The organism is Corynebacterium sp. 2571A, from assembly GCF_055700935.1.
Window position 1 is genome coordinate 467,572 of record NZ_JASTTE010000003.1, and the last position, 24,794, is coordinate 492,365.

Consider the following 24,794-nt stretch of genomic DNA (forward strand, 5'->3'; position numbering starts at 1 on the left):
GAAAAGTAGCTCGGTGGGAAAGCTTAGAGCTTGCCCTCGAGCTTCTTCATGGCCTTGGCGATGGCCTTGTCGGCGCGCTTCTGCAGCTTGTCGGCGTTCTTGGACGCCTTCTTGGCGGCGCGCTTGCCGTTCTTCTTGTCGGCGGCGGAGCGGGCCTGCTCGGCCTTCTCCTGCGCGCGGGAGGCGGCCTTGACGGCACCCTTGCGGGCGGTCTCGGCGTTGTCCTGGGCAGCCTTCAGCCAGTCGTCCTTGTTATCGGTGACGAAGTCCTTGGCGTCGTTGACGTAACCCTTGGCGGTCTCCAGCAGGTCCTTGCCGCTTTCCTGCCAGTCGTCCTTGTTGTCGTCGATGTAGGCCTGGACCTTGTCGGAGGTCTCGTTGAACCAGTCGGAGGCGCGATCCGAGAAATCGGAGGCGCGCTCGGACACGTCGTCGGCGAACTTCTGGGACTCGGACTTGGTCGGCAGCGCCTGCTGGATCTTCTTGTTGGTGCGCTCGCCGGCCTTCTGGGCGCGCCAGCGCAGGGAGGGCTTACCGGCGGTGTCCTGGGTGGTGATGAACAGCGCACCCAGCAGGGCGGTGTTGGTCAGCAGGCCGTTGCGCTTGGAGGTCTTCTCCTCGGCGCTGTCGGCCTCCCAGAAGTTGTTGCGGGTCAACATCGTCGGCAGGGTAGCGGCGGCCAGCACGGCGGCCGAAGTGCGCGGGGCCTTGCCCAAGGCGAGCAGGGAACCGGCGCCGACCTTGGCGCCGCCCAGGCCGCGGGCGACCAGCTCCGGGTCGTTCGGGACGTAACCGGCGTAGCTACCCGGCAGGGCCTTGCGCAGGGTCTGCAGGAAGGACTCCGTCTCCTCCACGTGATCGGAGGTGTTACGGAGAGTGTCCACGCCGTCGATAACGAAGACCGAAGCCAACATCGGGCGGGCAATCTTACGAATCATGTCTGAAAATTCTCCTTTAGTGAAAAAGACCAGTAAGTCTAACCTAGAAGTTCTAAGCCAGAAATTTAACCTAGGGGTTCAAGTTTACGCACTTTTTACTCGGCTGTGGGCCAGCCGGGGGAGACTACCAGCGGCGGTCCCACCATTCGCCGAGGTGCGGGCGCTCCTCGTCGAGGGTGGTGGGCTTGCCGTGGCCCGGCCAGATGACCGTCTCGTCCGGGTAGATATCAAATACGCGTTCGGTCAAGTCCTTGTAAAGGCGGACGAAGTCGCCCTCCGAGGTGGTCTTGCCGACACCGCCCGGGAAGAGGGAATCACCCACGAAGAGGTTGGGCACCTCGTCCAGCTCGGTGACCAGCGCCGCCCCGCCCGGGGTGTGGCCGCGCAGGATGATGACCGGCAGCTCGTAGCCCGCGAAGGTGATGGTGTCGCCGTGGTTGAGCTCGACGTCGACGGGCGCGGGCAGGGCGGGCGAATCCAGGAAGGAGGCGTAGTGGGTGGCGCCGGTTTCCTTCAGGATCTCCGGCAGCGCGCGCACGTGGTCCCAGTGGCGGTGGGTGGTAAAGACCGCGGTGATGGTGACGCCAGCCTGGCGGGCCATGTCGAGGATGGCGGGGGCGTCGTCGGCGGCATCGACAAGCAAGCCCTCGTCGCCGCAGGCCAGCAGGTAGCAATTGTTGTCCATGTCGGAGACGGAAATATGGTATAGCTTGAGCTCTTTAGTCATGTTGACCAGTCTACGGGTAAATTCAAGTAGAGAGTCCCGCAGTCAATAATCTGCAGCAGATCCATTAAGGAAGGTAGGCAAACTGTGGCTGATCGCCTCGTCGTCCGCGGTGCCCGCGAGCACAACCTGCAAGGGGTAGACATTGACCTGCCCCGCGAAAAAATGATTGTGTTCACCGGCCTGTCCGGCTCGGGCAAGTCCTCGCTGGCTTTCGACACCATTTTCGCAGAGGGCCAGCGCCGCTACGTGGAGTCCCTGTCTTCCTACGCCCGCATGTTTTTGGGCCAGATGGACAAGCCGGACGTCGACTTCATCGATGGCCTTTCTCCGGCCGTATCCATCGACCAGAAGTCGACCAACCACAACCCGCGCTCGACCGTCGGTACCATCACGGAGATCTACGACTACCTGCGCCTGCTGTTCTCCCGCGCGGGCACGGCGCACTGCCCGAAGTGCGACGCCGTCATCGAGCGCCAGACCCCGCAGCAGATTGTGGACACGGTGCTCGAGCACGAGGAGAAGCTGAAGTTCCAGGTGCTCGCCCCCGTGGTGCGCAAGCGCAAGGGCGAATTCGTCGACCTCTTTGCCGATCTGGCCGCCCAAGGCTTTGCCCGCGTGCGCGTCGACGGCGAGGTGCACCAGCTGTCGGATCCGCCGAAACTGAAGAAGCAGATCAAGCACGACATCGAGGTGGTCGTCGACCGCCTGCAGGTCAAGGCCTCCCAGAAGCAGCGCCTGACGGACTCGGTGGAAACGGCCCTGCGGCTGGCCGAGGGGCTGGTCAGCATCGATTTCGTGGACCAGCCGGAGCTCAACCACACCTACTCGGAGAAGGCCGCCTGCCCGAACGGGCACACGCTGACCATCGAGGAATACGAGCCGCGCGCCTTCTCCTTCAACTCGCCGTTCGGCGCCTGCCCGGTCTGCGACGGCCTGGGCACCCGCCTCAAGGTCGATGAGGACCTGCTCATCCCGGACCCGGACGCCCCGGCTGTCGATGCCGTCCAGCCCTGGCACTCCAGCCCCAACAGCCGTTACTTCGTCAAGCTGGTTGAGGGCCTGGGCAAGGCACTGGACTTCGATCCGCACGCCCCGCTGAGCTCGCTGACCGACAAGCAGCGCGATGCCCTGGTCCACGGCACCGAGCAGGAAGTCCACGTCCGCTACAAGAACCGCTACGGCCGCCAGCGCAACTGGACCGCCCCCTTCGAGGGCGCGGTGGGCTTTATCGAGCGCAAGCTGGAGACCACCGACTCCGACTCGCAGAAGGACCGCCTGCTGCAGTACACCCGGCAGGTGCCGTGTCCGACCTGCCACGGCTCCCGCCTGAAGCCGGAGATCCTGGCCGTGCGCCTGGCCTCCGGCGCGCACGGCGAGCAGTCCATCGCGGGGCTGACGGCCCTGTCTATCGAGGACGCCTCCGAGTTCCTGTCCACGCTGCAGCTGGGCCACCGCGAGGAAATCATCGCCGGCGCGGTGCTCAAGGAGATCCAGGCGCGCTTGCGCTTCCTGCTGGACGTCGGCCTAAACTACCTGACCCTGGACCGCGGTGCCTCCACGCTGTCCGGCGGCGAGGCCCAGCGCATCCGCCTGGCCACCCAGATCGGTTCTGGCCTGGCGGGCGTGCTCTACGTCTTGGACGAGCCGTCCATCGGCCTGCACCAGCGTGACAACCAGCGGCTTATCGCCACGCTGCAGCGGCTGCGGGATATCGGCAATACGCTCATCGTCGTCGAGCACGACGAGGACACCATCCGCCAGGCGGACTGGCTGGTGGATATCGGCCCGCGCGCCGGCGAATACGGCGGCCACGTGGTCTACCAGGGCGAGCCGGCCGGCATCGAGAGCCGCGAGGACTCCCTGACCGGGCAGTACCTGTCCGGGTCCAAGGTGCTGGCGGTGCCGGATCACCGCCGGGAGATCGACAAGCAGCGCGTGCTGAAGATCGTCGGCGCCCGGGAGAACAACCTCAAGGGCATCAACGTGACCATCCCGCTGGGCGTGCTGGTCTGCGTGACCGGCGTGTCCGGCTCGGGCAAGTCCACCGTGGTCAACCAGATCCTGGCCAAGACCCTGGCCAACGAGCTCAACCGCGCGCGCCAGGTGCCCGGCCGCGCCAAGCGCGTGGAGGGCATGGAACACCTGGACAAGCTGGTGCAGGTCGACCAGAGCCCCATCGGTCGCACCCCGCGTTCGAACCCGGCGACCTACACGGGTGTCTTCGACAAGATCCGCAACCTGTTTGCCGAGACGCAGGAGGCCAAGGTGCGCGGCTACAAGGCCGGGCGCTTCTCCTTCAACGTCAAGGGCGGGCGCTGCGAGGCCTGCCACGGCGACGGCACCCTGAAGATCGAGATGAACTTCCTGCCGGACGTCTACGTCCCGTGCGAGGTCTGCAACGGCGCGCGCTACAACCGCGAGACCCTCGAGGTCCAGTACAAGGGCAAGAACATCGCCGAGGTGCTGAACATGCCGATCTCGGAGGCCGCCGAGTTCTTCGAGCCGATCACCTCCATCCACCGCTACCTGCACACGCTGGTCGAGGTGGGCCTGGGCTACGTGCGGCTGGGCCAGGCGGCGACGACGCTGTCCGGCGGCGAGGCCCAGCGCGTCAAGCTGGCCTCGGAGCTGCAGAAGCGCACCAACGGCCGGACCGTCTACATCCTGGACGAGCCGACCACGGGCCTGCATTTCGAGGACATCCGGAAGCTGATGCTGGTCATCCAGGGCCTGGTGGACAAGGGCAACTCGGTCATCATCATCGAGCACAACCTGGACGTCATCAAGGCCGCCGACTGGCTGGTGGACATGGGCCCGGAGGGCGGCAACGGCGGCGGCACGGTCGTCGCGGAAGGCACCCCGGAGCAGGTCGCGGCCGTCGAGGGCTCTTATACCGGGCAGTTCCTCGCCGACGTTCTGACCCCGGCCGGCAAGTAGCCGGGGAAGGGGCAGGGCGAATGGGGCAGTAGGGTCGCGATTTGGCCGGGCGCGGGTGGCATGCTAGTGTTGTGGGCACTACCGCCCGTGGTACCTTCCATAAGGTTTCCGGGTCACAAGCGGAGATTCTCCCACCCCCAGCCGCCTAGAGCAGGCAACGGGTCAAAAGGTAACCGAGCCCCACGGGGTGCGGTATCTAGGTGAGACCTCCCGGCTGTCAGTTTTGGCAGGCGGGTTTCTTTGTTTGTGGCGTTGGTAGGCGAATTAACTATTGACCCTTCTCACTTAGGAGACACACAATCAGCGCTGAAGCTCGCATCAATGAGCGAATCCGAGTACCCGAAGTTCGTCTGATCGGACCCGAGGGTGAACAGGTAGGAGTTGTCCGTACCGACGACGCCCGCAAGGTTGCGTACGAAGCCGATTTGGACCTGGTCGAGGTTGCCCCGAAGGCGAAGCCGCCGGTGGCCAAGATCATGGACTACGGCAAGTACAAGTACGAGCAGGCCCAGAAGGCTCGCGAGGCTCGCAAGAACCAGCAACAGACTGTGGTCAAGGAGCAGAAGTTCCGTCCTAAGATCGATGACCACGATTATGAGACCAAAAAGGGCAATGTTGTTCGCTTCCTCGAAAAGGGCTCCAAGGTCAAGGTGACCATCATGTTCCGCGGTCGCGAGCAGTCTCGTCCGGAACTGGGTTTCCGCCTGCTGGAGCGGCTGGCTGATGACGTCGCGGAGGTTGGCGTCGTCGAGTCCCGCCCCAAGCAGGATGGCCGCAACATGACCATGGTCTTGGGCCCGGTTCGCAAGGGTAAGAAGTAGACCACACACTAGGGATTTAAGGACTTAATTCTCATGAAGCAGAAGACCCACAAGGGCACCGCCAAGCGTATTAAGGTGACCGGTTCCGGCAAGCTGCGCCGTGAGCAGGCTGGCCGTCGCCACCTGCTGGAGGGCAAGCCCTCGAAGCGTACCCGTCGTCTGAAGGGCACCGAGGCCGTCGCCCAGTCCGACGTCAAGCGCGTCAAGCGCCTGCTCGGCCGCTCCTAATAGCGCCGAATCCACCCCACCTCAATACCGTCGAGAAAGATTTAAGGAAGTACTACCGTGGCACGAGTAAAGCGCTCTGTGAACGCCAAGAAGAAGCGTCGCGCGATTCTGAAGTCCGCCAAGGGCTACCGTGGCGCCCGTTCCCGCCGCTACCGCATTGCGAAGGAACAGTGGCTGCACTCCATGACTTACGCTTACCGCGATCGTCGCGCCCGTAAGTCCGAGTTCCGCAAGCTGTGGATCCAGCGCATCAACGCTGCAGCCCGCATGAACGAGCTGACCTACAACCGCCTCATCCACGGCCTGCGCCTGGCTGAGATCGAGGTCGACCGCAAGATCCTGGCCGAGCTGGCCGTCAACGACTTCGACGCCTTCTCCGCGCTGTGCGACGCCGCCAAGGCCGCCCTGCCGGAGGACGTCAACGCCCCGAAGGCTGCCTAAGCCTGAACGGGTCTCGGAGTAGTTTTTTACTACTTCGCCTTCCGCCCCGCGCCCCGCCACTGGTCAACAGTGCGCCGGCCGCGGGGTTTTGTCTTGTCTGGGGCGGCGGTCCCCGTCGCGGTGGGGCGGTGACTGCCTGCTAGATTGGCGGGTATGACACTGGATTTTTCCCAACCTCTAACCGAACGCACGCCCCGCGTGGTCAAGGCCGCGAAGCTGCACCGCGCCGCGGCCCGGCGCAAGGCCAGCGCCTTCCTCATCGAGGGCGAGAACGCCGTCGATGCCGCCGTGTCCACCGGCGCGGCCACCGACGTCTTCGCCACCGAGCAGGCGGCGGAGCGTTTCGCGGAGATCCTTACTGCCGCCGGCTACATGGACGTCTACGTTCACCCGATTACGGATAAGGCCGCCAAGTCGCTGTCGGACACGGCGACCACCACCGGGCTTTTCGCCGTGTGCCGGCCGGTGCTGTGGTCGGCCGGCAAGATCCTGGCGGGCAAGCCCTCGCTGGTCTCGGTCCCGGTGCTGACCAGTGAACCGGGCAACGCCGGCACCCTGATCCGCACCTCGGACGCCATGGGCGCCGACGGCGTCATCTTCGCCGGCGAGACCGTCGACCCGCTGGGCTGCAAGGTGGCGCGGGCCTCGGCCGGCTCGCTCTTCCACGTGCCGGTGGCGCGCGAGACCAACGTCAAGGACGTGCTGGGTCAGCTGCGCTCCCACGATCTGCAGATCCTGGCCACCGCCGCGGACGGGGAGGCGGATCTCGCGGACGTCGACCTGTCCCAGCCCACGGCCTGGCTCTTCGGCAACGAGGCCCACGGGCTGGGGCGGGACCTACTGGACCAGGCGGACCTTAGGGTGCGGATCCCGATCCGCGGCCGCGCCGAGTCCCTCAACCTCGCCACGGCCGCCAGCATCTGCCTCTACGAGTCCGCCAAGGCGCAGCGCTAGCCCGAGCCAACCCGGCCAAATCGGTTTGGCGGAGGGGATAAAATTCCCGCCCCGGCGCCGGTGCGCAGGGCTAGAGCGGGTAACATAGCCTGCGTTAGTTTAAGCGTGAGAAGAAGGTTGAAGCTACGTGTCAGATACCCCCGAGATTGAATTGACAGAGGCGGCCCTGGCCGCGGCCGCAGACGAGGCCATCGCCGCGTTTGAGGGCGCCGAGGACCTGGCCGGGCTGGCGCAGGCGCATCGGGAGCACTTGGGCGAGCAGGGATATATCCCGCAGGCCCGCAAGTCCCTCGGATCGCTGCCGAAGGACCAGCGCAAGGACGCGGGCAAGGCTGTCAACATGGCGCGCGGCAAGGCCGAGAAGCGCTACGCGCAGCTGAAGCAGGAGCTCGAGGAGCGCGCCCGCCAGGAGCAGCTGGTCGCGGAAACCGTGGACGTGACCATCCCGACCACCCGCGCCCAGACCGGCGCGCTGCACCCGATTACGGCGCTGTCCGAGCGGATCGCCGACATCTTCGTCGGCATGGGCTGGGAGATCGCCGACGGCCCCGAGGTCGAGGCCGAGTACTTTAACTTCGACGCGCTGAATTTCAAGCCGGATCACCCGGCCCGCACGCTGCAGGACACCTTCCACGTCTCCGTGGAAGGCTCCCAGCAGGTGCTGCGCACCCACACCTCGCCGGTGCAGGTCCGCACCATGCTGGACCGCGACGTGCCGCTCTACATCGCCTGCCCGGGCCGCGTCTTCCGCACCGACGAGCTGGACGCCACCCACACCCCGGTCTTCCACCAGGTCGAGGGCCTAGCCGTCGACAAGGGCCTGACGATGGCGCACCTGCGCGGCACCCTGGACCACCTGGCCCAGGTGCTCTTCGGGCCGGAGACCAAGACCCGCATGCGCACCAACTACTTCCCGTTCACCGAGCCGTCGGCCGAGGTCGACGTCTGGTTCCCGAACAAGAAGGGCGGCGCCGGCTGGATCGAGTGGGGCGGTTGCGGCATGGTCAACCCGAACGTGCTGCGCGCCGTGGGCGTCGACCCGGCCGAGTACACCGGCTTCGCCTTCGGCATGGGGTTGGAGCGCACCCTGCAGTTCCGCAACGGGCTGTCCGATATGCGCGACATGGTCGAGGGCGATGTCCGCTTCACCCTCCCGTTCGGAATCCAGGCCTAGGCCGCTACCCAGACTCTTAGAAAGGAAGAATCCACCACATGCTTATTTCGCAAGGCTGGGTAACCCGCGTGCTTGGCGCCCAGAACCCGGACTGGTCGGTCAGCGCGGAGGAGCTCGACAGCGGCTTCGTGCGCGTCGGCTTCGAGACCGAGGGCTATGCCGCGCTGCCGGAAACCACCGGCCCGCTGGTCATCGGCCGAGTCGAGGAGATTGAGGAACTGACCGGCTTCAAGAAGCCGATCCGCTACTGCCAGGTCAACGTGGGCGAGGCCAACGGCACCGGCGAGCTGCAGGGGATCATCTGCGGCGCCCGCAACTTCCGCGCGGGCGACCTGGTGGTCGTCGCTCTGCCCGGCGCCGAGCTGCCCGGCGGCTTCAAGATCGCCGCGCGCGAGACCTACGACCACATCTCCAACGGCATGCTGGCCTCGGCCGCGGAGCTGGGCTTCGGTGAGAAGGCCGACGGCATTATCACGCTCGGCGAGGAGGCCGGCCCGGTCGGCCGCGACGCCCGCGAGGTCATCGGCCTGGACGAGACCGTCTTCGACGTCAACATCACCCCGGACCGCGGCTACGCGCTGTCGGTGCGCGGCCTGGCCCGCGAGGTGGCCTCCGCCTTCGACGCCGACTACCGCGACCTGGCCGCGGATCCGGCCGCCGCGGGCATCGATACCGCAAACGTACCGGCTGCCGACGATGCCGCCGGCGCGCTGCCGGTCGACCTGCGGGAGGAGACCAAGGCGCAGCGTTTCGGCCTGCGCAAGGTCACCGGCATCGACCCCAACGCGCGCACCCCGTTCTGGCTGGAGCGCGAGCTCATGCTCTCCGGCCAGCGCAGCGTCAACCTGCCGACTGACGTCACCAACTACATCATGCTGCTGCTGGGCTCGCCGATGCACGCCTTCGACGCCAACCAGGTCTCCGGCGGGCTGGTTATCCGCAACGCCGAGGCCGGCGAGAGCTTCCAGACCCTGGACCACGTCGACCGCACCCTGGACGCCGAGGACGTCGTCATCTGCGACGACAAGGGCATCCAGTCCCTGGCCGGCGTGATGGGCGGGACCACCTCCGAGATTTCGGACGAGACCACCGACGTCATCTTCGAGGCCGCCATCTGGGATCCCATCACCGTGGCGCGGACCTCGCGCCGCCACAAGCTGTCCTCGGAGGCCTCCCGCCGCTTCGAGCGCGGCGTGGATCCGGCGCTTACAGAGGTGGCCCTGGACTACGCCTGCGCGTTGCTGCAGCAGCTGGCCGGCGGCACCATCGAGGCCGGCCGCACGCTCGTCGGGGAGGTTCAGCAGCCGGCCGCCATCGCGCTGCCGGTGGATATGCCCGGCCGCTACGCCGGCGTCGACTACTCCCGCGAGACCGTCACCTCCCGCCTCGAGGAGGTCGGCTGCCGGGTCGAGAACGCGGATTCGGACGTCCTTTCGGTTACCCCGGCGACCTGGCGCACGGACATCGGCATGGACGTCGACCTCATCGAGGAGGTCCTGCGCCTGGAGGGCCTGGCCGACATCCCGTCCATCCTGCCGACCCCGCGCGGCGGCCGCGGCCTGACCCCGGCGCAGAAGCGTCGCCGGGCGATCGGGCACAGCCTGGCCTATTCCGGCTACGCGGAGATCATCCCCTCGCCGTTCGTGGCCAATGACACCTTCGACGTGTGGGGCCTGGCTGCCGGCGATGCCCGCCGCCAGACGGTCGCCGTGCAGAACCCCCTGGAGGCCGACAAGGCCCAGCTGTCGACGACCCTGCTGCCGAACATGCTGGAAGCCCTCAACCGCAACGTCTCCCGCGGCCAGTCCAACCTGCGCCTCTACGGCCTGCAGCAGGTCTCCTTCCGCCGCGCGGATTCCACCCCGATGCCCTCGGTCGCCTCCCGCCCGGACGAGGAGACCCTGGCCGAGCTGCTGGGCACCCTGCCGGAGCAGCCGCTGCACGTGGCCACCGTCTCCGCGGGCTTCGCGGACAACCCGGGCCCGTGGGGCGAGGGCCGCGCCTACACCTACGCGGACGCCATCGAGTCTGCCCGCGTCGTGGCCCGCGCGGCCGGCGTGGAGCTGGACGTCGAGGCGGCTAGCGAGCTGCCGTGGCACCCGGGCCGCTGCGCCGCGCTCAAGGTGGGCGAAAAAGTCGTCGGCTACGCCGGCGAGCTGCACCCGCAGGTGCTGGAGAAGCTGGGCGCGCCGGAGCGCACCTGCGCCATGGAGCTGGATGTCACGGCCCTGCCGCTGGACGAGCGCTTCCCGGCGCCGGTGCTCTCGGCCTTCCCGGCCCTGCACCAGGACATCGCCCTGACCGTCGCGGAGGACGTGCCGGCTGAAAAGGTTCGCCGCGTCATCGCGAAGGGCGCCGGCGAGCTGCTCGAGTCCGTGGAGCTCTTCGACGTCTTCCGCGGCGAGCAGCTGGGTGCGGACAAGAAGTCGCTAGCCTTCAAACTGCTCTTCCGCGCCCCGGATCGCACTCTGACCGACGAGGAGGTCAACGCGCACCGCGAGGCCGCCGCCGCCTTGGCCGAGCAGGAACTGGGCGCCCAGATCCGCGCCTAAGTCCTCGCCCGCACCTACCCCCGCCGCACCCAGCGGCGGGGGTTATGCATTTTCGGGGGTAATAAAAACGCTAGAAAACGGAAAATATCCCGAATTTTAAGTGAATAACTTACATTCGGCTGCATATTTGGCTATGCTCGCCGCTATGAGTATTCACGTCGCACTAGCTGGCGCCACCGGGTACGCCGGTGGCGAAATCCTCCGCCTCCTGCTCGCACACCCCGCGTACCGCCGTGGCGACCTGACCATCGGGTCGCTGTGCGCGCACTCTCAGGCCGGGGCTTGCGTGGCCGAGGCGCTCCCTCACCTGCCCGAGCTGGCCGACCGCACGCTGGAGGACACGACCGTCGAGACCCTTTCCGGCCACGACGTCGTCTTCCTGGCCTTGCCCCACGGGCACTCGGCCGCCCTGGCCCAGCAGCTGCCGGCCGAGGTCCTGGTCATCGACTGCGCCGCCGACTTCCGGCTGCAGGACCCGGCCGCCTGGGATACCTACTACGGCACCGAGCACGCCGGGTCCTGGCCCTACGGGCTGCCGGAGCTGCCCGGCCACCGGGAGGCCGTCGCCGCGGCGCGCCGCGTGGCCGTGCCGGGGTGTTTCCCGACGGCTGTCACGCTGGCGGCCTTCCCGGCGCTGCAGGGCGGCATCGTGGAGCCGAACTTCGACGTCGTGGCCGTGACCGGTCTTTCGGGGGCGGGCAAGAAGGCCGCGGTGGCCTTCAGCGGCTCCGAGACCATTGGCAACGTCAAGGCCTACAGCCCGGGCGGCACCCACCGGCACACCCCGGAGATGGTCCAGAACCTCTCCGAAATCGCGGCCGGCGTGACCGTCAGCTTCACCCCGGTGCTCGCCCCCATGACGCGGGGAATCCTGGCCACGGTCACCGCTCCGCTGGCCGCCGACGCCGCAGACGATGCCGCCGCCGTCGAGGATGCCGCCCGGCGCGCTTACGCAGCGGCCTACGCGGACGAGGCCTTCTGTCAGCTATTGCCGCAGGGCGCGCAGCCCCAGGTCAAGCACGTCGTCGGATCGAACATCGCCCAGATCCAGGTCCACGTCGACGCGGTGGCGCGCCGCCTGATCATGACCTGCGCCATCGACAACCTGACCAAGGGCACCGCCGGGGGCGCAGTGCAGTGCCTCAACCTCGCCCTCGGCTGGGAGGAAACGGCCGGGCTTAACGGCACCGCCGTCCTGCCCTAGCGGCGGGAGAATCCTCCGCGCCGCCATTCCTTTCCCCGAAAATTTACAGCACCTTGAAGGAGAACCCCATGCACACCCATACCCTAGACACAGACGCCGCCCCGGACGAATGCGGGGTCGTGACCCCGGCCGGGTTTAGCGCTTACGCCGCGACCGCCGGGCTCAAGCCCTCCGGCAAGCCCGACATGGCGCTGGTCGTCAACGAGGGCCCGTCCAGCGCGGCCGCCGCGGTCTTTACCCAGAACCAGGTCGTGGCCGCGCCCGTCAAATACAGCCGGAAGGCCGTGGCCGACGGCAGCGTGCGCGCCGTGGTGATTAACTCCGGCAACGCGAACGCCTGCAACGGCGCCCAGGGCGACCAGGACGCCGAGACCATGGCCCAGGAAATGGCGCAGGCGCTGGGGGTAGAGCCGCAGGAGGTGGTGGTCTGCTCGACCGGCATCATCGGCGAGCCGATGGACATGCCGGTGGTTACCGGTGGCATCGACAAGCTGGGCGCGCAGGCCGCCCAAGGCGCAGGCGCAACGCCGGAGGCGGCGCGCCAGGCCGCAGAGGCTATCATGACCACCGACACGGTGCCCAAGCAGGCCGCGGTCAAGTGCGAAGGCTGGTCCGTCGGCGCGATGGGCAAGGGCGTGGGCATGCTGGCGCCGTCGCTGGCGACGATGCTCGCCGTTGTCACCACCGACGCCGACGTGACTTCCGCGCAGCTGAAGACCGCGCTGGAGGCGGCGATGCCGCAGACCTTCAACACCCTGGACATCGACGGCTCCACGTCCACCAACGACACGGTGGTGGCGCTGGCCTCAGGCCGGGCGGGTGTCACTCCCGAACAGGCCGATCTCAACGCCGCTATCTTCGAGGTCTGCGCCGAAATCGCCGCCCAGATGCAGTCCGATGCCGAGGGCGTGACCAAGCGCGTGCAGATCACCGTCACCGGCGCCCACGACGATGCCGCCGCGCTGGTCGCCGCGCGCACCCTGGGGCGCGACAACCTCTTCAAATGCGCGATGTTCGGCTCCGATCCGAACTGGGGCCGGGTGCTGGCCGCCGTCGGCATGGCGCCGGTGGCGATGGACCCGGACGGCATCGCCGTGCGCTTCAACGGCCACGTGGTCTGCGAGAACACCACGGGCACCCCGACCGCCCGCGAGGTGGACCTGAGCGGGGAGGACATCGACGTCGCCGTCGACCTGGGAACGGGCGGGGCAGGACGAGCGACGGTGCGCACGACGGACCTGTCGCACGCCTACGTCGAGATCAACTCCGCCTACAGCTCCTAGCCGCGCGCGGGATGAGCAAAAACACTGATCTGCAAGAAGAACTAGGGGAGTAGAAGCAATGGAAAATGGCACAACCGCGGGCGCCGGGGCGGGCCAGCCCGGCCCGAACAAGTTCAGCAACGGGCAGCGGGCCCAGGTCCTGGCGGAGGCGTTGCCGTGGCTCAAGCACTTCCGCGACAAGATCGTCGTGGTCAAATACGGCGGCAACGCCATGGTGGACGACGCGCTCAAGGAGGCCTTCGCCGCCGACATGGTCTTCCTGCGCACGGTGGGCGCCAAGCCCGTGGTCGTCCACGGCGGCGGCCCGCAGATCAACGCGATGCTGGAGCGCGTCGGACTGCACGGCGAGTTCCGCGGTGGCTTCCGGGTGACCACACCGGAGGTCATGGAGGTAGTCCGCATGGTGCTCTTCGGCCAGGTCGGCCGGGAGCTGGTCAACCTCATCAACTCCCACGGGCCCTACGCGGTGGGCACCTCGGGAGAGGACGCCGGGCTATTCCGGGCCCGTCGGCGCGAAGTCACCATCGACGGCAAGGGCTGCGACGTCGGCTTGGTCGGCGAAATCACCGAGGTCAACCCGGCGGCGGTGCGCGACATCATCGACGCCGGGCGCATCCCGGTGGTCTCCACCATCGCCCCGGGCAACGATGGGGAGGTCTACAACATCAACGCCGACATAGCCGCCGGCGAGCTGGCCGTCGGCCTGGGCGCGGAGCGCTTGGTCATGCTGACCAACGTCGAGGGCCTCTACACCGACTACCCGGACCCGGACTCGCTGGTCTCCAAGCTGGAGGCCAGCCAACTGCGCGAGTTTATGCCGCAGCTGGACACCGGGATGATCCCCAAGATGGAGGCCTGCCTCAAGGCCGTGGAAGGCGGGGTGAAGGCGGCGCACGTCATCGACGGCCGCCAGGCCCACACCGTGCTCCTCGAGCTGATGACCATGGGAGGTATCGGCACGATGGTGCTGCCCAACGACTACCAGATCGACAATTACCCGGCCGGAACGGTCTTTAGGAAGGACGACGCGAAATGAGCACCACGCCGCAGTGGAATGACGTCATGATGAACAACTACGGCACCCCGCCGCTGACCCTGCGCAGCGGGTCGGGCGCCTGGGTGACCGACGACGCCGGCAAGGATTACCTGGACCTGGTGGCGGGCATCGCCGTGAACGCGCTGGGGCACGCCCACCCCGACATCGTCGCCGCAGTCAGCCAGCAGATTGCCCGCCTGGGCCACGTGTCCAACCTGTGCGCCTCCGAACCGACCCTCCAGGTTGCGGCCGCCCTGCGGGACAAGGCGGGCGATGCCAGCGCCCGGGTCTTCTTCTGCAATTCCGGCGCGGAGGCCAACGAGGCCGCCTTCAAGCTTGCCCGCTTGACCGGGCGCCGGCGGATACTGACGGCCCACGGTGGTTTCCACGGCCGGACCATGGGCTCACTGGCGCTAACGGGGCAGCCGGACAAGCAGCGCGCCTTCCGCCCGCTGCCCGGCGGGGTGGAGTTTTTTACCTACAACGACATCGACTACCTGCGTACCCTGGTGGAGCAGGACCCGGCGGATACGGCAGCCATCATCTGCGAGCCCATCCAGGGCGAGGTCGGCGTCGTGCCCGCCACGCCGGAATTCCTGCGCGCCGCCCGCGAGCTCTGCGACGAGCACGGCATCCTACTGATTATCGACGAGGTGCAGACCGGCATCGGCCGCACGGGCTCGTTCTTCTGCCACCAGCAGGCGGGCATCCAGCCCGACGTCATCACCCTGGCTAAGGGGCTGGGCGGCGGCCTGCCGATGGGCGCGACGATTGCCCGGGGCAAGGCGGCCGAGCTGTTCACTCCCGGCTCGCACGGCACGACCTTCGGCGGCAACCCCGTGGTCGCGGCGGCCGCCCAGGTGGTCATAGAACACGTCGACGAGGCCTTCTGCCAGCGGGTGAAGGATGCCGGCGCCGCGCTGCGCGAAAGGCTGACCGCCCTGGAGCAGGTGGACTACGTGCGCGGCCAGGGCCTGCTGCTGGGCGTGGTACTCAACCAGCCGCTGGCGAAGAAGGCGGTGCAGGCCGGGTACGCGCACGGACTGCTGCTCAACGCCCCCAACGAGCACGTGCTGCGCCTGTGCCCGCCGCTGGTGCTCACCGACGCCGACATCGACTTCGCAGTCCAGGGGATAGTCGAGATTCTGGGCGAGCTAGCTAGCGAGCAATCCAGATAGCGGCAACACGTGTCCGCAAGCCGCTGCGGTTTATGCATGCGCGGCTATAAAATAAGATCCAAGACACACCGAAAGGACAACCCACGATATGACTACTAGTGCAAAGCTTCGGCACTTCCTGGCCGACGATGACCTGAGCCCGCAGGAGCAGGCCGAGGTGCTGAACCTGGCCCTGAAAATGAAAAAGGACCCGTACGGCTACCGGCCCCTGGAGGGCCCGCAGACCGTCGCGGTGCTTTTCGATAAGACCTCGACGCGCACGCGCTTTTCCTTCGGTGCGGGCGTGCCGCAGCTGGGCGGCCACGCGGTGGTTTCGGATACCTCGGAGACCCAGATCGGCAAAGGGGAGTCCATCCAGGACACTGCCGCGGTGATGTCGCGGTATGTCTCCGCGATCGTCTGGCGCACCTTCGCCCACCAGAACCTGGTGGACATGGTGGAAACCGCCACGGTCCCGGTGATTAACGCGCTCTCGGACGACCTGCACCCGTGTCAGATCCTGGCGGATTTGGTCACCTGCGCCGAAAACTTCGGTGGGGTAGAAAACCTCCGCGGGAAGAAGGCGGTCTACTACGGCGATGGCGCCAACAACATGGCCAACTCCTACCTGCTGGGCTTCGCCACGGCCGGCATGGACATCACCATCTGCTCGCCGGCGCAGTTCCAGCCGGAGCAGCGTTTTATCGACCGGGCGCGCGCACGGGCCGAGGACACCGGTGCTAACGTCGTTGTCAGTGATGACGTCGCGGCCGGGGTCGGCGCCGACGTGGTGATCACGGATACGTGGGTCTCCATGGGGCAGGAGGGCGACGGCAAGGACCGCCGCACCCCGTTCCTGCCGTACCAGGTCAACCAGGACATCATGGCGGCCGCGGCCGATGACGCCATCTTCCTGCACTGCCTGCCGGCCTACCGCGGCAACGAGGTGACGGCCGAGGTGATCGACGGGCCGGCCTCGCGGGTCATCGATGAGGCCGAAAACCGGATGCACGCCCAGAAGGCGCTGCTGACGTGGTTGTTGGAACGAAAGGACAGCTAGATTCATGACCGTGCCGAGTACCCGGAACGCGCGTCAGGCCAAAATCCTGGAGATCCTGGGCAAGACCCGGGTGACCAGCCAGGTGCAGCTCTCTGACCTGCTGCTGGACGAGGGGATCGACATCACCCAGGCGACGTTGTCGCGCGATCTGGACGAGTTGGGCGCGAAGAAGGTCAAGCGCGACGGCGGGCGTTCCTTCTACAAGGTCGGCGGCGAATACGAGGACTTCGACGACCAGGTCAACGGCCCGCGCGAGAAGCTGCGCCGCATGGTCGACGAGCTGGTGGTCTCCCACGATCACTCCGGCAATATAGCCATGCTGCGCACCCCGGCCGGCGCGGCGCAGTACCTGGCCAGCTTCATCGACCGCGTGGGCCTGCCGGACGTCGTCGGGTGCATCGCCGGCGACGACACGGTCTTCGTCCTGGCGCGCGAGCCGCTGGCCGGCAAGGAGCTGGGGGAGCGCCTGACCGGCCGCAGCTCCGCGAGCGAGTAGCGCCGGCGCACCAGCGCCAGGGGTGACACGCGGGGTGGTGGAGTTTGTCCCCCGCGCTCCCGGTGTATAATATTTATCCAGATGAATTAATTGCAGACAACCGTTCTCAAGAAGGAGAAGATTCGCAATGAGTGCACGCGTAGTGCTGGCCTATTCCGGCGGCCTGGACACCTCGGTGGCCATCCCGTACCTGGCCAAGATGACCGGCGGCGACGTCGTCGCGGTTTCCCTGGATCTCGGCCAGGGTGGGGAAGACATGGAGTCGGTCCGCCAGCGCGCCCTGGACTGTGGCGCCGTCGAGTCCATCGTCATCGACGCGAAGGACGAGTTCGCCGAGGAGTACTGCCTGCCGACCATCCAGGCCAACGGCATGTACATGAAGCAGTACCCGCTGGTGTCCGCCATCTCCCGCCCGCTCATCGTCAAGCACCTGGTCGAGGCCGCCCAGGAGCACGGCGGTACCCACGTCTCCCACGGCTGTACCGGTAAGGGCAACGACCAGGTGCGCTTCGAGGTCTCCTTCCGCGCGCTGGATCCGTCCCTGGAGATCATCGCCCCGGCCCGTGACTACGCCTGGACCCGCGACAAGGCCATCGCCTTCGCGGAGGAGATCGACCTGCCGATCGAGCAGTCCGCTTCCTCGCCGTTCTCCATCGACCAGAACGTCTGGGGCCGCGCCGTCGAGACCGGCTTCCTGGAGGATCTGTGGAACCCGCCGACAAAGGATCTCTACGCCTACACCGAGGATCCGGGCCTGGGTAACGCCCCGGACGAGGTCGTCATCTCCTTTGAGAAGGGCAAGCCGGTGGCCATCGACGGCCAGCCGGTGACCGTCCTGCAGGCCATCGAGCAGATGAACCAGCGCGCCGGCGCCCAGGGCATCGGCCGCCTGGACATGGTCGAGGACCGCCTGGTGGGCATCAAGTCCCGCGAGGTCTACGAGGCCCCGGGCGCTATCGCGCTCATCAAGGCCCACGAGGCGCTGGAGGACGTGACCGTCGAGCGTGAGCTGGCCCGCTACAAGCGGCTCACCGACGCCCGCTGGTCCGAGGAGGTCTACGACGGCCTCTGGTTCTCCCCGCTGAAGAAGGCGCTGGACCAGTTCATCCAGTCCTCCCAGGAGAACGTCACCGGCGACATCCGCATGGTCATGCACGCCGGTTCCATCGTGGTCAACGGCCGCCGTTCGGGCCAGTCCCTGTACGACTTCGACCTGGCCACCTACGACACCGGCGACGCCTTCGACCAGACCGCGGCCAAGGGCTTCGTGCAGCTGCACGGCCTGTCCACGCAGATTTCTAACCAGCGCGACCGGGACGGCGGCTTCCGCACGGGGGCGAAGTAGATGCAGCCCCACAAGACGAACGAGGGCGCCCTCTGGGGCGGCCGGTTCTCCGGCGGGCCCTCTGAGGCGATGTTTGCCCTCAGCGTGTCCACCCACTTCGACTGGGTCCTGGCGCCCTACGACGTGCTCGCCTCCCAGGCCCACGCCCGCGTCCTGCACAAGGCCGGCCTGCTCAGCGATGCCGACTTCGAGACCATGATCTCCGGGCTGCAGCAGCTGGGCAAGGACGTCGCCTCCGGCGAGTTCACGCCGAACGCGCACGATGAGGACGTCCACGGCGCCATGGAGCGCGGGCTCATCGAGCGCGTCGGCCCCGAGGTTGGCGGCCGGCTGCGCGCGGGCCGCTCCCGCAACGACCAGGTCGCGACCCTGTTCCGCATGTGGGTCCGCGACGCGATCCGCGATATCACGGCGCAAATCACCGAGCTGGTCGACGCCCTGGTCGAGCAGGCGGGTGCGCACCCGGAGGCCATCATGCCGGGCAAGACGCACTCGCAGGCCGCCCAGCCCATCCTGCTGGCCCACGAGCTGCTGGCCCACGCCCAGCCGCTGCTGCGCGACATCGAGCGCTTCCAGGACCTGGACAAGCGCCTGGCGATTTCTCCCTACGGCTCCGGCGCCCTGGCGGGCTCGTCGCTGGCGCTGGATCCGGAGGCCATCGCCGCGGAGCTAGGCTTTGACGCGGCGGCGGAGAACTCGCTGGACGCGACCGCCTCGCGCGACTTTGCCGCGGAGACCGCCTACGTCCTCACGCAGACGGCCATCGACATGTCTCGCCTGGCCGAGGAGATCATCTACTGGTGCACGCCGGAATACGGCTACGTCAGCCTGGATGATGCCTGGTCGACGGGCTCGTCCATCATGCCGCAGAAGAAGAACCCGGACGTCCCCGAGCTCACCCGCGGCAAGACCGGCCGGCTCATCGGCAACCTGACCGGCCTGCTGGCCACGCTCAAGGCGCAGCCGCTGGCCTATAACCGCGACCTGCAGGAAGACAAGGAGCCGATCGTGGACTCGGTCGCCCAGCTCAACCTGCTGTTGCCGGCGATGACGGGCCTGGTCAGCACCCTGGTCTTCCACGAGGACCGCATGCGCGAGCTCGCCCCGCGCGGGTTCACGCTCGCCACCGACCTGGCCGAGTGGATGGTGCGCCAGGGCGTGCCCTTCCGCCAGGCGCACGAGGCCTCCGGCGAGTGCGTGCGGATCGCCGAGGAGCGTGGCGTCGACCTCATCGATCTCACCGACGCGGAGCTGGCTGGGGTCCACGAGGCTTTGAAGCCTAAGGTCCGCGAGGTGCTGACCATCGACGGCGCGGTCGCCTCACGCTCCACCAAGGGCGGTACCGCGGGCGTGCGGGTGGCGGAGCAGCGCGAGCTGGTTGCCCAGCGCAACGCCGAAGCGAAAACCTGGGCCGGCACGCCGGTTATCCCCGGCGCCCAGAAATAGGGGCCGCTAGCTGGCCCAGCCGCCATTGATGAACCGGCGCGGTTTCGTTGCCTCCTCCGGGAGACGACGGGGCCGCGCCGGTTTTGTTGATCGCCCGGGTAGGTTCTACCACTTTCGGGGCTAGCGGTTCTCACCGTACGGCGTCTTGTTTTCTGTGGTGACGGGGGTGTGCCCGGGGCAAGTCTGAGAAACGAGACGTTGCTGGGTGCTGCCAGTCACAGAAATGCGAACGGTGTACTACAGTTCACCGCAGCGGATGTGATCCGTGCTACTTAAACGTGGACAGATTTAGAAAGCCTACCTATGACAACCAATCCAACGGGCTCCGAGTCAGCCCCCCACGAGGCAGAGCGCAACGTCTATGCCTCCGAGGACCATGGCTTGCAACAGGGCATGGGCAACCGCCAGCTCCAGATGATTGCCATCGGTTCCGCTATCGGTACCGGCCTCTTGCTGGGCACCGGTGCCCGCCTTGAACAGGCCGGTCCCTCGCTGGCCGTGCTCTACCTCATCTGCGGTATGTTCGGCTACGTCATCCTGCGCTCGCTCGGCGAGCTGATTGTCTACCGCCCGAGCTCCGGCTCGTTCGTGTCTTATGCCCGTGAGTTCTACGGCGAGAAGACGGCGTTCGTGACCGGCTGGCTCTACTGGGGCAACTGGGCTATGACCCTGGTTGCCGACGCCACGGCCGTGGCCCTCTACATCAAGTGGTTCTCGCAGTACACCCACTGGATCGAAGCCATCCCGCAGTGGGTGCTGGCGCTGCTGGTCATCGGCGGCATCCTGCTGTTCAACATGATGTCGGTGAAGATCTTCGGCGAGCTCGAGTACTGGTTCTCCATGATCAAGGTCGTCGCGCTGCTCATCTTCATGCTGGTGGCCATCGGCGTGGTTATCCTCGGCCACCCGAGCGGCGACCCGACCGGATTCAGCCTGATTTCTGATGCCGGCGGCTGGCTGCCGAACGGCTTCATCCCGGCCGTCATCGTCATCCAGGGCGTGGTCTTCGCCTACGCCGGCATCGAGCTGGTCGGTACCACCAGTGGTGAGACCAAGGACGTCGAGAAGCACATCCCGCGAGCGGTCAACAACGTCCTGGTCCGTATCCTGGTCTTCTACTTCGGCTCCGTGCTGCTACTGACCCTGGTCCTGCCGTACACCGAATACATCGCGAACGTCTCGCCGTTCGTGACCTTCTTCGAGTCCCTGGGCATCGCGGCTGCGGCCCCGATCTTCCAGCTGGTGGTCATCACCGCGGCGATCTCCTCGCTGAACGCCGGCCTGTACTCGACCGGCCGCATCATGTACAACATGTCGACCGCCGGCTCCGGCCCGAAGTTCGGTGCCCGGATGTCCAAGTCGGGCGTGCCCTACGGCGGCATCGTCATGGCAGCCTTCGTGGGCCTGGCGGGCGTGTTCCTGAACTTCATCGTCCCGGAGGCGGCCTTCGAAATCGTGCTGAACCTGGCGGCGCTGGGCACGCTGGCATCGTGGGCAGCGATCGCCCTGGCGCACCTGAAATTCGTGCGCTTGTCCAAGAGCGGACGCTACACGCGTCCGGGATACCGCTCGCCCTTCGGTGCGGTCGGGGACTGGGCCACCCTGGTCTTTATCGGCGTGGTCATTGTCCTGATGGCTTTCGACTACCCGATCGGTACCTACGCTCTGGGCGCCTCCATCTTGCTGGTCCCCGTCTTCATGGTGATGTGGTTCGCCTGGCGCGACCGCATCCGGGCCATCGCAGATGAGCGCCGCGCCAAGCACTTGCCGACGTCCAGCTTCCCGGCTGCCCCGCAGACGGACCTGCACCCGCGCAATCAAAAGTAAGTAGGATCTCTAACGGCTAGGACTGAGCGTTGGGATACAGGCCGGCGCTCAAGAAAACGGCATCGTTAGTTAAGAAAGGAAGATTTAGAAACAATGGTCAAATTCGTCGACGTAGAGAACATGGCGCGCTGGATTCAGCGCGACGGCGTGGAAAACATCATCACCGGCATGGTCGAGTACCTCGAGAACGACTACCGCCGCTGGGAGCGCTTCGACAAGATCCCGCGCGTAGCCTCCCACACCCCGTTCGGCGTTATCGAGCTCATGCCGACCTCGGACGGCGAGGAGTACGCCTTCAAGTTCGTCAACGGCCACCCGTCGAACCCGGCCCGCGGCTTCCAGACCGTGACTGCCTTCGGCGTGCTCGCCGACGTGGACAACGGTTACCCGACCTTCGAGGCGGAGATGACCCTGCTGACCGCGCTGCGCACGGCCGCGACCTCCGCGATGGTGGCCAAGTACCTGGCACGCAAGGACTCCAAGCGTATGGCCATGGTGGGCGCCGGTTCCCAGTCCGAGTTCCAGGCGCTGGGCTTCCGCGGCGTGCTGGGCATCGAGGACATCACCATCTACGACATCGACCCGGACGCCGTCGAGAAGTTCAAGCGCAACCTGGAGCCGCTCGGCTTCAACATCACCGCCTGCAACAGCGTCGATGAGGCCGTGCTGGGCGCCGACATCATCACCACCTGCACCGCGGACAAGGCCCAGAACCAGATTCTGGCCGAGCGCCACGTCGCCCCGGGCGTGCACCTCAACGCCGTCGGCGGCGACTGCCCGGGCAAGACCGAGCTGGAGGCCTCCATCCTGGACAAGTCCAAGGTCTTCGTCGAGTTCCCCGAGCAGACCCGCATCGAGGGCGAAATCCAGCAGATGCCGGAGGACTTCCCGGTCACGGAGTTCTACCAGGTCCTGACCGGCCAGGCGACCGGCCGCGATGACGACGAGCAGATCACCCTCTTCGACGACGTGGGATTTGCCATCAACGACTTCTCCGCCCTGCGCTACGTCCGCGACGCGGTCAAGGGCACCGAGCTGGAGACCGACATCGACATCATTGCCAACCCGGACGATCCGAAGGACCTGTTCTCCCTCGTGGCGAACGTCCCGTCCCTGATTTAACCCGCAGCGGGTCAGCCTAGAACCCGCGCGCCAGACCTACCCCGCCTCCCAGCGGTGCACACGCCGATAGGGAAGCGGGGTTTAGTCTTGCCCGACGCCGGCCCCAACCAACCCAGCGAAAAGCTGCGCCGAAACCGGGGCGAAAAGCCATCCGGAAACCCGCCACTGGGAATCGCGGGGCCAAGCCCGCGGGGTGGAAGCGCAACGGGTACGATGATGGGCATGAGTTGTGACCCCGCCCTCCTAGACATCTTGGTTTGTCCGCAGGACAAAGGCCCGCTGGAGTATATCGAGGACCAGCAGGTCCTAGTAAACCAGCGCTTGGGGATCGCCTATCCCATCGAGGACGGCATCCCGGTCATGCTGGCCGACGAGGCCAAGAAGTGGCCAGCCTAACCCCGGCTCCAGCGGCACCCCGGAAACTACACCAGACGAGATCGACTAGAAGGACGATTTTTCATGAATATCATCGATGAGTTGCAGTGGCGCGGCCTGATCAACCAGTCCACGGATCTTGAGGCCCTGCGCGAGGCCTGCGAGCAGCCCATCACCCTGTACTGCGGCTTTGACCCGACCGGGGATTCCCTGCACGCCGGCCACCTGGTCCCGATGATCATGCTGCGCCGCTTCCAGGAAGCCGGCCACCACCCGCTGGCCCTGGCCGGCGGTGCCACCGGCTTTATCGGGGATCCGCGCGACGTGGGGGAGCGTTCCATGCTCTCCGAGGACGTCATCGAGAAGAACCTCGGCGCCATCAAGGGGCAGCTGCGGCGCTTCGTCGATTTCGAGGGCGAGAACGCAGCGACCCTGGTCAACAATGCTGACTGGACGATGAACATGTCCGTCATCGATTTCTTGCGCGACGTGGGCAAGAACTTCTCCCTGAACACGATGTTGGATCGTGACACCGTCAAGCGTCGCCTGGAGGCCGACGGCATTTCCTACACCGAGTTCTCCTACATGCTGCTGCAGTCCAACGACTACGTGCAGCTGCGCCGCAACTACGACTGCATCCTGCAGATCGGCGGCGGCGACCAGTGGGGCAACATCGTCTCCGGCGTGGACCTGAACCGACGCGTCGACGGCGCCAAAGTCCACGGCCTGACCGTACCGCTTGTCACCGACGCCAACGGCCAGAAGTTCGGCAAGTCCACCGGCGGCGGCAAGCTCTGGCTGGATGCGGAGAAGACCTCCCCGTACTCCTGGTACCAGTACTTCCTGAATGCCGGCGACTCCGTGGTCATTGACTACCTGCGTTGGTTCACCTTCCTGAACCAGGAAGAGATTGCCGAGTACCAGCAGAAGGTAGAGGCCGAGCCGTACAAGCGCGAGGCGCAGCGCCGCCTGGCCCAGGAGATGACCGACTTGGTCCACGGCAAGGAAGCAACGAAGTCCGTGGAGCTCGCCGCCCAAGCGCTGTTCGGCAAGGCCAACCTGACGGACTTGGACGAGGAGACCCTGCGCGGTGCCCTCTCAGAGACCGAGGTTGCCGAGATCGCGCCCGGTCAACCCCGCACCATCGTGGACCTCCTGGTCGCCAGCGGCCTGGCGGATTCGAAGGGCGCGGCCCGCCGCACCATCAAGGAAGGCGGCGCCTACGTTAACAATGAGCGGGTAGGCGATTCCGAGTGGGAGCCGTCCGAGAGTGACTTGCTGCACGGGGCCTGGTTGGTCCTGCGCCGCGGTAAGAAGAACTTCGCTGGCGCCAAGCTCGTCTAAAACCCACTAAACGCAGCAAACAGCGGCGTCGACAGTTAACCCGTCACCACCCGGTGACGGGTTTTTGCTCGTCTAGCAGGGGATTTGTGGAAAGTCAGGGCGGTGTGTAAATTTATCCGAGTCGCCGCGAGAGCAGGTGACAGGGAGTTAAACTCCAGGTTGACTTTGGTTTAAAAGTTGGTCTAAGATTTAAATCCCAGTTACAAAACACGAACCACGCTAGACAATAGCGCGGAACGGTTTTGCAACGGTGATGTTTGAGAACTCAATAGTGTGCCAATGTACTTTTTGCATTTGTGTGGATGGTTGTGTTGGTGTGTGCCGGAT

General features: G+C 66.3%; 20 protein-coding genes and 1 pseudogene. 19 read left to right on the forward strand and 2 right to left on the reverse strand.

Features of this window, described 5'->3' with window-relative positions; all coding sequences use genetic code 11:
• Positions 1-23 precede the first annotated feature (23 nt).
• Positions 24-938 (reverse strand): DoxX family protein, encoded by a 915-nt coding sequence (locus tag QQS53_RS08605; RefSeq protein ID WP_472775440.1) that lies wholly within the window; start codon positions 936-938, stop codon positions 24-26.
• A 124-nt stretch (positions 939-1,062) separates the two neighbouring features.
• Entirely contained in the window at positions 1,063-1,665 is a 603-nt protein-coding gene (locus tag QQS53_RS08610; protein ID WP_472775441.1) for an MBL fold metallo-hydrolase, read from the reverse strand.
• Between the two features lie 99 nt (positions 1,666-1,764).
• Here QQS53_RS08610 and uvrA point away from each other — a divergent pair.
• The 19 genes and pseudogenes from uvrA to tyrS form a co-directional block, all read left to right on the forward strand.
• A pseudogene (uvrA, locus tag QQS53_RS08615) lies at positions 1,765-4,602 on the forward strand (excinuclease ABC subunit UvrA); the annotation flags it as partial.
• A gap of 299 nt (positions 4,603-4,901) precedes the next feature.
• Complete coding sequence (infC, locus tag QQS53_RS08620) at positions 4,902-5,423, forward strand: translation initiation factor IF-3 (protein WP_296205954.1); 522 nt, start codon at positions 4,902-4,904, stop codon at positions 5,421-5,423.
• A gap of 33 nt (positions 5,424-5,456) precedes the next feature.
• Positions 5,457-5,651, forward strand: coding sequence for a 50S ribosomal protein L35 (rpmI, locus tag QQS53_RS08625; RefSeq protein WP_070769319.1), 195 nt, complete (start codon positions 5,457-5,459; stop codon positions 5,649-5,651).
• Positions 5,652-5,708: 57 nt separating this feature from the next.
• Entirely contained in the window at positions 5,709-6,092 is a 384-nt protein-coding gene (gene rplT / locus QQS53_RS08630; protein ID WP_070769320.1) for a 50S ribosomal protein L20, read from the forward strand.
• A 153-nt stretch (positions 6,093-6,245) separates the two neighbouring features.
• Positions 6,246-7,046 carry a TrmH family RNA methyltransferase gene (locus tag QQS53_RS08635; protein ID WP_472775442.1) on the forward strand — a complete coding sequence of 267 codons (801 nt, stop codon included), beginning with the start codon at positions 6,246-6,248 and terminating at the stop codon, positions 7,044-7,046.
• 127 nt (positions 7,047-7,173) lie between these two features.
• Positions 7,174-8,220: a phenylalanine--tRNA ligase subunit alpha gene (pheS, locus tag QQS53_RS08640; protein ID WP_472775443.1), complete on the forward strand. Its 1,047-nt coding sequence runs from the start codon at positions 7,174-7,176 to the stop codon at positions 8,218-8,220.
• 38 nt (positions 8,221-8,258) lie between these two features.
• Positions 8,259-10,772 (forward strand): phenylalanine--tRNA ligase subunit beta, encoded by a 2,514-nt coding sequence (gene pheT / locus QQS53_RS08645; RefSeq protein ID WP_472775444.1) that lies wholly within the window; start codon positions 8,259-8,261, stop codon positions 10,770-10,772.
• Between the two features lie 145 nt (positions 10,773-10,917).
• Positions 10,918-11,976 (forward strand): N-acetyl-gamma-glutamyl-phosphate reductase, encoded by a 1,059-nt coding sequence (gene argC / locus QQS53_RS08650; RefSeq protein WP_472775445.1) that lies wholly within the window; start codon positions 10,918-10,920, stop codon positions 11,974-11,976.
• A 68-nt stretch (positions 11,977-12,044) separates the two neighbouring features.
• Complete coding sequence (argJ, locus tag QQS53_RS08655; RefSeq protein ID WP_472775446.1) at positions 12,045-13,259, forward strand: bifunctional glutamate N-acetyltransferase/amino-acid acetyltransferase ArgJ; 1,215 nt, start codon at positions 12,045-12,047, stop codon at positions 13,257-13,259.
• A 58-nt stretch (positions 13,260-13,317) separates the two neighbouring features.
• Positions 13,318-14,295, forward strand: a complete 978-nt coding sequence (gene argB, locus QQS53_RS08660; protein WP_472775447.1) for an acetylglutamate kinase — start codon at positions 13,318-13,320, stop codon at positions 14,293-14,295.
• Positions 14,292-15,473: an acetylornithine transaminase gene (locus tag QQS53_RS08665; RefSeq protein WP_472775448.1), complete on the forward strand. Its 1,182-nt coding sequence runs from the start codon at positions 14,292-14,294 to the stop codon at positions 15,471-15,473. The genes argB and QQS53_RS08665 overlap by 4 nt, the downstream gene beginning before the upstream one ends.
• 88 nt (positions 15,474-15,561) lie before the next feature.
• Positions 15,562-16,512 carry an ornithine carbamoyltransferase gene (gene argF / locus QQS53_RS08670; protein WP_472775449.1) on the forward strand — a complete coding sequence of 317 codons (951 nt, stop codon included), beginning with the start codon at positions 15,562-15,564 and terminating at the stop codon, positions 16,510-16,512.
• A 4-nt stretch (positions 16,513-16,516) separates the two neighbouring features.
• On the forward strand, positions 16,517-17,008 hold the full coding sequence (locus QQS53_RS08675; RefSeq protein ID WP_070769328.1) for an arginine repressor: 492 nt from the start codon (positions 16,517-16,519) through the stop codon (positions 17,006-17,008).
• A 127-nt stretch (positions 17,009-17,135) separates the two neighbouring features.
• Entirely contained in the window at positions 17,136-18,353 is a 1,218-nt protein-coding gene (locus QQS53_RS08680; RefSeq protein ID WP_472773831.1) for an argininosuccinate synthase, read from the forward strand.
• Entirely contained in the window at positions 18,354-19,799 is a 1,446-nt protein-coding gene (argH, locus tag QQS53_RS08685; RefSeq protein ID WP_472775450.1) for an argininosuccinate lyase, read from the forward strand.
• A gap of 303 nt (positions 19,800-20,102) precedes the next feature.
• Complete coding sequence (locus QQS53_RS08690; RefSeq protein ID WP_472775451.1) at positions 20,103-21,626, forward strand: amino acid permease; 1,524 nt, start codon at positions 20,103-20,105, stop codon at positions 21,624-21,626.
• 93 nt (positions 21,627-21,719) lie between these two features.
• Positions 21,720-22,748: an ornithine cyclodeaminase gene (locus QQS53_RS08695; protein WP_070769332.1), complete on the forward strand. Its 1,029-nt coding sequence runs from the start codon at positions 21,720-21,722 to the stop codon at positions 22,746-22,748.
• Between the two features lie 222 nt (positions 22,749-22,970).
• Positions 22,971-23,144: a Trm112 family protein gene (locus QQS53_RS08700; protein ID WP_472775452.1), complete on the forward strand. Its 174-nt coding sequence runs from the start codon at positions 22,971-22,973 to the stop codon at positions 23,142-23,144.
• Positions 23,145-23,207: 63 nt separating this feature from the next.
• On the forward strand, positions 23,208-24,467 hold the full coding sequence (gene tyrS / locus QQS53_RS08705) for a tyrosine--tRNA ligase (RefSeq protein ID WP_472775453.1): 1,260 nt from the start codon (positions 23,208-23,210) through the stop codon (positions 24,465-24,467).
• The last annotated feature ends 327 nt before the right edge of the window (positions 24,468-24,794 follow it).